This is a genomic window from Terrabacter terrae, from assembly GCF_039529575.1.
In the GTDB taxonomy this organism is placed as follows: Bacteria; Actinomycetota; Actinomycetes; order Actinomycetales; family Dermatophilaceae; genus Terrabacter; species Terrabacter terrae.
Genome location: NZ_BAAANB010000020.1, coordinates 202,145 through 209,464 on the forward strand (window position 1 = coordinate 202,145; position 7,320 = coordinate 209,464).

The window sequence follows — 7,320 nt, forward strand, 5'->3', positions numbered from 1 at the left end:
GTAGGCGCTGATGGTGACGCCCATGACGTTGAGCACGAAGAAGGTGATGACCAGACCGGCCGGCAGGTCGGCCGGGTGCTGGGACAGCCAGGGGTTGAGCAGCGCCAGCGTCAGCACCGCGGTGAAGAACGCCACCAGCCACCCGACGGAGCGCCGCAGGCCCAGCAGGGCGAGTGCGGCGAGCGGCACGAAGATGGCCCACAGCACCATCCCGCTCGAGGCGATGAACCCGCCGAGCGAGGCCTGCAGCAGGGCGGGGAGCACGAGGAACGCCACCAGCTGCGTCGTGCTGAACACGGCGAAGCGCCGGGTGCGGGACAGCACGACCAGCCCGACCGCGGTGATCACCTGGTAGGTCGCTGGGATGGCAGCCGACAGCGGGTGGCCGTATGCGAGGTAGGTGCCGACCCAGACGAACGAGAGCACCGCGATGAGCACCGAGGCGAAGATCAGCATGCCCTGCCGCAGGCCCTCGTCCTGCGACCGGCCCGGGACGGCCCCGATCTCGGCGAGTCGCTCGACGACGCGGATGAGAGCCCCACGAAGGCCCGTGCGAGGAAGGGCGAGCACGTCGTCTGCGCTCATCCCGCGATGCTACGGCGGGTCGGCGGACCCGTTGACCTCATTCCGGGTGGTTGCCCGCCGCCCCGTTGACGAGGAACGGGTGGTGACGCCCTCGTACATCACGTGTGCGACGAGGCCGTCCACGGCGTGCTTCAGCGTGTGGCAGTGGTCGGTCCAGATGCCCGGGGTGTCGGCGACGAATGCCACCTCGTACGTCTCTCCCGGACCCACGTCCAGGCGCAGCCGGGTGCCGGCCAGCCCGCTCGCCGCCCTGTCACCGCTCGCGCTGCCCGAGGCAGGAGTGCACCGCAGGGCCGCGGCCGTGCTCGCCTTCCTCGAGAACTCCTCAGGCCTCGAGGCCTCTGCTGGTCGGTGAACCACCTCTCGGTCCCAGGTGGGCGTCCACGAGGCGGGCGGCGTCGCCGGCGCCGTCCTCGGCCCGCACCCGCTCACCGAGGGCGTGTGCCGCCTCGCGGGCTCCCGGGGACAGGGCGAGCTCGAGCGCCCGCTGGAGCCGAGCGGGCGTCAGGTCCTTGCGCGCGATCGGCGGTGGCGCGACCCCGAGGTCGGCCATCCTCCGGCCCCAGTAGGGCTGGTCGGCGGCGTGCGGCACGACGACCTGCGGCACCCCGGCGCGGACGGCGGCGGCAGTGGTGCCGGCCCCACCGTGGTGGACGACGACCGCGCACCGGGGGAAGAGCACGTCGTGCGGAGCGGGTCCGGTGCCGAGGAGCTCTGCTGCGCCATCTTCCGGCAGGTGCTCGAGCGACAGGCCGGCGAGGCCCTCGCTGACGACCCCGCGAAGCCCGAGCCGGCCCAGGACGCCGACGAGGTCGCGCACCATGCCGTCGGGGTCGGGGGTCGGCATGGAGCCGAAGCCGACGAAGACCGGCGCATCGCCGACCGCGAGGAACGACTCGAGCTCGCGGTCCAGCGCCTCACCGTCGACGTCGTCGCGGACCCAGTAGCCGGTCTGGCGCAGGGCAGGCGGCCAGTCCTCGGCGGGCGGCACGACGCTCGGGCTGGCGCCGAGCAGGGTCGGCGTGCGTTCGGCTGCAGCGGCGTAGTCGTGAAAGCGTCGCCGCGGCGAACCTTTTCGTGCCCGCACGAGGTCGCCCGCGGGCCGGAAGAGGTCGAGGGCCACCCGTCCGGCGAGCCTGCTCCAGGCGAGGTTGACCCACGATGTCGAGCGGGGCCGCAGCGCCAGCGCGACCGAGTCTCCGTGGGCGCTGGGCCAGACCGGCGCAAAGACGGCGTAGAAGTGCGGCTTGGTCGGGCTGCCACCCCGATCGTCGCCACCGCCGTCCGGCGCCAGCAGCGCGTCGACGAGGTCGAAGGTCAGCGCCCCGGACACGACGGCATCCGCCTGCTCGACGAGCCGCCCCACGTCGGAGGCCAGCGCGTCGGCCGTCGCCGCCATGACCTGTCGCATGAGCCTGGCCTCGCCCATCTGGGTCCACGCCGACCCGCGCAGCGACTTGCGCCCCGGTCCCTCACGCAGCGGCCCCTCGAGGTCGAACGACAACGGCTCGAAGTCGACACCGCTGCCCGCCACGACGTGACCGAGGTCGGCGGGCGCGGCGAGCGACACGGCATACCCACGCCGCCGGAGGCGCTGCCCGAGCGCGACGAGGGGCTGCACGTCACCGCGCGAGCCCATGCCCAGTAACAGGAGTCGCACGTCAGCCCTCGCCGAGCTTCGCGCGCACGCGCGGCACGACCTCATCGGCGTAGAGGCGGATGCACTCCATCCGCTGGGCGTGCGGGAGGGTGCCGAAGGAGTACTTCAGCTGGAAGCGCGAGAGCCTGAGCACCTGCACGGTGTCGACGATCTTGGCCGCGACGGTGTCGGGCGAGCCGCAGTAGACCGCGCCACCGGGGCCGAGCTGCTGCAGCGCCTGCTCGCGGCCCATCGGGGCCCAGCGCCGCTCGCGGCCGAGCTTGTTCATGTAGGGCAGGAAGTGCGGCAGGAACTCCTCGACGGCCTGCTGGTCGGTCGCCGCGACGTAGCCGGGCGAGTGCACGCCGACCGGCAGCTCCGGCTTGCCCATCTCGGACAGGGCCCGGCGGTAGAGGTCGGCGAGCGGCGCGAACTGCCGCGCCGAGCCGCCGATGATCGCGATGACGACCGGGAAGCCGTAGTGCGCGGCCCGGACCACCGACTGCGGCGTGCCGCCGACCCCGACCCAGACGGGCAGGTGCCCTGACTCGGTTGCGGGCATGACCTTCTCGACCTGCACCGGCGGCCGGATCGAGCCCTCCCAGCGGAACGGCTGTTCGGCCACGACCGCCGCGAGCAGGTCGAGCTTCTCCTCGAAGAGCGTCTCGTAGTCGGCCAGGTCGAGGCCGAAGAGCGGGAACGACTCGATGAACGACCCTCGCCCCACAGTGATCTCGGCCCGGCCGTGGCTGACCCCGTCGAGGGTGGAGAAGCGCTGGAACACGCGGATCGGGTCGTCGCTCGATAGGACGGTGACGGACGTGCCGAGCCGGATGTGCTCCGTGCGGCCCGCGAGCCCGGCGAGGACCACGTCAGGGGCGCTGACGGCGTAGTCGTCCCGGTGGTGCTCGCCGATGCCGAAGAAGTCGAGGCCGAGCCGGTCGGCCAGCTCGCCCTCGGCCAGCACCTCCCGGATCACCGTCGCGGGGTGGAGCGGGGCACCGTCGGGACCCTCGGCGATGTCGCCGAACGTGTCGAGGCCGAGTTCGAGGCTCATGGGCCCATCGTAGGTATGCCGCTGACGGGCCACGTGCGCCGAGCGACGGGGTCCCAGCGCCGCACCGTCTCGATCGACCCGTCCACGGCCCGCAGCGGCCCGAGGACCGCGAGCGCCTCGCCGACCTGGGCGGCGGTGAGCGCGTGCGCCAGTGTCACGTGTGGGGTCCAGAGGTCCACGCGGACGAGCTCCGAGACGTCGGTAGCGCCCGTCATCGCCTCCGCGACCGTCCGGTGCAGGGCAAGCAGCGCCGCGCTCGGCACGACGAGCCGGGCGAGCACGTGGCGTCGTGCCCCCATCACGACGAGCGGTCCGAGGCGCACCGGGACGGGCGGCAGCGCCTCCAGCGCCCGGCACAGCGCAGCCTCGACGGCGTCGGGCACGACGCCGGCGGCCGAGAGGGTCACGTGCGGCGCGTTCGTGGGGCTGGTGTGACCGGCCTGGCTCGGCAGCTGCGCCTCGGCGAGCACCGCCCACTCACGCCGGATCTCGGCGTCCGCGGCGGCGTCGAGCAGGCCCTCGACCGAGTGCAGCGCCACGTCAGGCGGCGATACCGCGGGCCGTCGCACCCGTCCCCGAGCTTGGAAGCCTGTTTCCCGAGACCACGCCGTTCACGGCCCTACCGTATGCCGCTCCCACCTGGGCGAGCCCTTTTGCCACCGGGGCGAGGGACAGACGCGTGCGGTCGGGCAGAAGCACTGACACCCGGGTGCGGCGGTGCCAACCTGAAAGGTGCAACCGTTTCCGCGACCAGCAGTCACGTGGGAGGTCACGATGTCCGGTCTCGTGCGCAAGAGCCTCGACTCGCCCGAGGAGACGCGCCCCTTCGAAGGGGACACGGGCCAGCTGCAGCTGGTGAACACGCCAGAAGGGGTCGTCGGCCGGGCGACCTTCCTACCCGGCTGGAGATGGTCCGAGCACGTCAAGCCGATCGCCGGCACGGACAGCTGCCAGGCGGCCCACGCGGGCTACTTCGTGTCCGGCCGGATGAAGGTCGTCATGGACGACGGCGAGGAGAGGGACTACGGCCCGGGCGACTTCGCGGCCATGGCGCCCGGCCATGACGCCTGGGTCGTGGGGGACGAGCCCTGCGTCTTCATCGACTGGCAGGGTTTCGCCGACTACGCGAAGCGCTGAGGCCCCGGGCCAAGGGACACGTACCGCCGGCACCCCTGAGCCCCACCGCCTGCTACCAGCCGATCCCGGGCACGACCGCTGATGGTGCCCGGCGCCAACATCCGCGAGGGCGGCGAACACGCACGGTCTCCCACGGTGGGTACGTGCACGTCAGTGGCGGCACCTGCGTCAGGGCGGAGCGCTGCGAAAGCCGACAACCGACGGAGAACGGCCCGTGATCGCTTCGACCCTCTGCCCTTGGTGCGGTCTCCGTGCTGCTGCTCCCCCGCGGTCCCATGAGACGCGCATGGTGGCGGCGTCAGGCTCGGTGTCGGCGGCGCGACGTGAGTAGGCGACGGCACTGGGCCGGGTGGCGCACTCGAGGGCCCTCCTCCCCTCCCACAGCACTCCCCACCCCCATTGCCGGCGTCAGGCCTCTCCGGTCGGAGGCCCACGACGCGGACCCGCAGGCCTGGGCCGCATCCGCGTGGCAGGCACGTCAGGATCCCGGGCCGGGCCGGGCGGTTATGGCGCACCTGCCGCTCGCCGTGACTGTGCTCCTTGGCCTGCTGACGCTACCCATCGTGTGGGCAGGGCAGACGGGCGCCGACCACAACATGCGCGTTCAGTCGGTTGTCGTGCTCGTGGTGGTGTTCCACGGATGCTGCGTCTGGGGTGTCTGGCGGGTCGTGCGCTGGCGTGCCCGACTCCGCCAGCACCGTGTGCGTGTCATGCAGGCATGCGCCCTCCCGCACGGTGCTCGAGCCATCGTGGATGCGGCGATGCAGCGGTCCGGACGCCCCGTGCCGCATGACCGCGAGGCGTTCGTGCTGCTTCGTAACGAGGTCGTGGGGCTCTCCGGGGTTGACCCGTTCACCGCCGGCGTCCTGGTCTGGGAGGTCACCATCGGAGCAGCCCGTCAACCCGAGAGGTGTGAGTGGATCGGCAGCCCCACGGGCGACCACCGCACTTCGTACTGAGGGCGCACCACGCGCCAAGCGGGCCCACGCGGCGTGGGATACCCACGAGCGTGCAGTCGCTCGACGCGCCAGGCGGTCTCCTGCCGGCGCCCCGTTGTCACGCGATCGAGGGAGGCCAGCGATGGCTGCGCCACTCCTCCCAGGTCGCGAAGCCCGGTGGCGGCTCATCGACAGGCTCACTGCCGTCCAGCTCCCCCGACGTCGGGACGCTGATGATCTCGCCCCAGGTGGCGAGCTCCTCATCGGACATGTGCCAGGTCGTGTGAGGCTCCTCGGCCTGACGCCGGTCGAGTCGACGCCGCTGCTCGGCCGGCGTGAGCTCGAAGTAGCGCATCTGCACGGTCGCACCGAGATCGGCCGCAGCCGCTCGCAGTGCCGAGCGCTCATCCCTGCCCCAGAGGCCGTAGTCGATCACCACGTTGATGCCCAGCTGCAGGGCGCGCAGCCCGATCTCGATGAGCCGTCCTTCGATCACGTCCGACGCCGATGGCGGATTCGCGAGCCCGTACAGGGCCTTGACCCACTCGTCCTTCGTGAGCCGAAGAGCCGCCTCCTCAACCTCGATGCGCCGCGCCGCGGTGGTCTTCCCGGTGCCCGGAAGACCCACCGTGAGAAACAGCGTCGGTCGCGTCGATGCCACCTCCCCATTCAAGCGAGGGCCAAGAATCGTCGAAGGGCGTCTGCTCCCTGGGTCGTCACCGAGGCCTGAGGACGAATGTAGGTGCCCGGGGTCACGAGGACCCGCTGCTCGTCGACGCCGATTGCCCCATCAGTGGTGTGCTGCACGATGCGGTTCAGTCCGTTCGTGACGTAGCCGGTCTTCCGGCTCACAGCGGCCGAGGCGTGGTTCCCGACGATGTAGCCGGAGCCGCACGAGCGGGCACCGAGCTCGTCGAACGCGAACCCGACGGCGAGCTGTCGCATCAGCGTCCCGGTGCCTCGCCCCTGGTGGCGCAGTCCCAGCCAAGAGCCCGTCTCCACGTGGCGCGCTTGCCGGAAGCTCTTGGCGTGCACGTCCTGCATCCCGACGAGGACACCGTCGCGACGCACCGTGAGAGCCATGCGCCAGTCCTCGGGAGCGAACGTGGCTCGCTGGCTCCACCACCACGCGAGCGAGGCGGTCGGGAACCCCTCGGGCGACCCGGGCTGGAAGGGCTGGGCGTGCCAGTCGTTGAGGAAGGGCATCGGCAGGTCTGGTGCCTGGACCCCACCGCAGATGAGCTCGACGAGCTCCGGGATGTCCTCGTCGCGAAGCACGCGCATCTCGACGGTGCCACTCGTGATGCGCAGCCCGAAGGGAGGAAAGATCTCTTCGATCGTCAGCATGCCCACACTCTCCCCCGCAAGCGGTGCCAGATCGGCTCCGGTCGGGCCCACGTGTCGGGAACCGTAGCCCAATCGTCGTCCCGAAGGCGCCCGCATTCGGTGCGGCCCAGGTCTGACCGACACCGTTCCCTCCACTGACGAGGGGTCCGAAACCCGGGCCGGCGCAGCATCCGCACGAGATAACCGTGATCGGCTTCTTGGGCCACCACAGCTGCAGGTGCCAGTTCGGCCGGCGAGCTGCTGATCGACCGGCAGGCCTGCCGTCTCTGCCGATCAGAGGCCCTACTTCGTCGCGGATGCCCAGAGAGGTCACAGCAGGCGACCGCTCCGGCAACCCAAACCGCCGCATGTCCGGTGCCGCTGGAGGAGACTCGGAAGATGCGACTCAGGAACTTCCCCTGCTGGGTCATGGGCCACACGTTCCGCGTGAAGCCGGGCGACAAGGACATGCTCCTCTGCCAGCGCTGCGGCGCGCAGGAGCTGAGGTGGACCAAGCAGATGCGCGACAAGGCGGACAACCCCTGGTCGTAGCCCCACCGCTCATTCGTCACCGGCGAGGAGCGCGACCTCGGCGAACACCCATGCCGGGCCGCCGATGCTGCGCGTCCCGGCGTGGG

At 71.5% G+C, this 7,320-nt stretch carries 10 protein-coding genes; 3 read left to right on the top strand and 7 right to left on the bottom strand.

What is annotated here, in order from left to right:
* The 5 genes from ABD194_RS09995 to ABD194_RS10015 form a co-directional block, all read right to left on the bottom strand.
* On the bottom strand, positions 1 to 585 hold a 585-nt coding region (locus ABD194_RS09995), incomplete at its 3' end, for a hypothetical protein (RefSeq protein WP_343990806.1).
* 9 nt (positions 586 to 594) lie between these two features.
* The gene (locus tag ABD194_RS10000; RefSeq protein ID WP_343990808.1) at positions 595 to 945 is read right to left on the bottom strand and encodes a multicopper oxidase domain-containing protein; all 351 of its coding nucleotides are present in this window, start codon (positions 943 to 945) and stop codon (positions 595 to 597) included.
* Positions 911 to 2,245, bottom strand: a complete 1,335-nt coding sequence (locus ABD194_RS10005) for a glycosyltransferase (RefSeq protein WP_343990810.1) — start codon at positions 2,243 to 2,245, stop codon at positions 911 to 913. The genes ABD194_RS10000 and ABD194_RS10005 overlap by 35 nt, the downstream gene beginning before the upstream one ends.
* Position 2,246: 1 nt before the next feature.
* A complete protein-coding gene (locus ABD194_RS10010; protein ID WP_343990812.1) occupies positions 2,247 to 3,281 on the bottom strand; it encodes an LLM class flavin-dependent oxidoreductase in 1,035 nt (344 codons plus the stop codon).
* Positions 3,278 to 3,820 (bottom strand): 2'-5' RNA ligase family protein, encoded by a 543-nt coding sequence (locus ABD194_RS10015; protein ID WP_343990814.1) that lies wholly within the window; start codon positions 3,818 to 3,820, stop codon positions 3,278 to 3,280. The genes ABD194_RS10010 and ABD194_RS10015 overlap by 4 nt, the downstream gene beginning before the upstream one ends.
* Before the next feature lie 235 nt (positions 3,821 to 4,055).
* Between ABD194_RS10015 and ABD194_RS10020 the strand changes: the two genes are divergently transcribed.
* Together ABD194_RS10020 and ABD194_RS10025 are read left to right on the top strand one after the other, a co-directional pair.
* On the top strand, positions 4,056 to 4,418 hold the full coding sequence (locus ABD194_RS10020; RefSeq protein WP_343990816.1) for a cupin domain-containing protein: 363 nt from the start codon (positions 4,056 to 4,058) through the stop codon (positions 4,416 to 4,418).
* Between the two features lie 506 nt (positions 4,419 to 4,924).
* A complete protein-coding gene (locus ABD194_RS10025) occupies positions 4,925 to 5,377 on the top strand; it encodes a hypothetical protein (protein ID WP_343990818.1) in 453 nt (150 codons plus the stop codon).
* Between the two features lie 97 nt (positions 5,378 to 5,474).
* On the opposite strand, the gene ABD194_RS10030 is transcribed toward ABD194_RS10025, so the two are convergent.
* Together ABD194_RS10030 and ABD194_RS10035 are read right to left on the bottom strand one after the other, a co-directional pair.
* Positions 5,475 to 6,017 carry a P-loop nucleotide/nucleoside kinase family protein gene (locus tag ABD194_RS10030; protein WP_343990820.1) on the bottom strand — a complete coding sequence of 181 codons (543 nt, stop codon included), beginning with the start codon at positions 6,015 to 6,017 and terminating at the stop codon, positions 5,475 to 5,477.
* Between the two features lie 8 nt (positions 6,018 to 6,025).
* Positions 6,026 to 6,703, bottom strand: a complete 678-nt coding sequence (locus ABD194_RS10035) for a GNAT family N-acetyltransferase (RefSeq protein ID WP_343990822.1) — start codon at positions 6,701 to 6,703, stop codon at positions 6,026 to 6,028.
* A 378-nt stretch (positions 6,704 to 7,081) separates the two neighbouring features.
* On the opposite strand from ABD194_RS10035, the gene ABD194_RS10040 reads away from it, so the two are divergent.
* Positions 7,082 to 7,234, top strand: a complete 153-nt coding sequence (locus tag ABD194_RS10040; protein WP_343990824.1) for a hypothetical protein — start codon at positions 7,082 to 7,084, stop codon at positions 7,232 to 7,234.
* The last annotated feature ends 86 nt before the right edge of the window (positions 7,235 to 7,320 follow it).

Excerpts from the sequence above, each read along its gene's own strand:
- ABD194_RS10040 (WP_343990824.1), top strand. The coding sequence starts at position 7,082 with ATGCGACTCAGGAACTTCCCCTGCTGGGTCATGGGCCACACGTTCCGC.
- ABD194_RS10020 (WP_343990816.1), top strand. The coding sequence starts at position 4,056 with ATGTCCGGTCTCGTGCGCAAGAGCCTCGACTCGCCCGAGGAGACGCGC.
- ABD194_RS10010 (WP_343990812.1), bottom strand. The coding sequence starts at position 3,281 with ATGAGCCTCGAACTCGGCCTCGACACGTTCGGCGACATCGCCGAGGGT.
- ABD194_RS10025 (WP_343990818.1), top strand. The coding sequence starts at position 4,925 with ATGGCGCACCTGCCGCTCGCCGTGACTGTGCTCCTTGGCCTGCTGACG.
- ABD194_RS10035 (WP_343990822.1), bottom strand. The coding sequence starts at position 6,703 with ATGCTGACGATCGAAGAGATCTTTCCTCCCTTCGGGCTGCGCATCACG.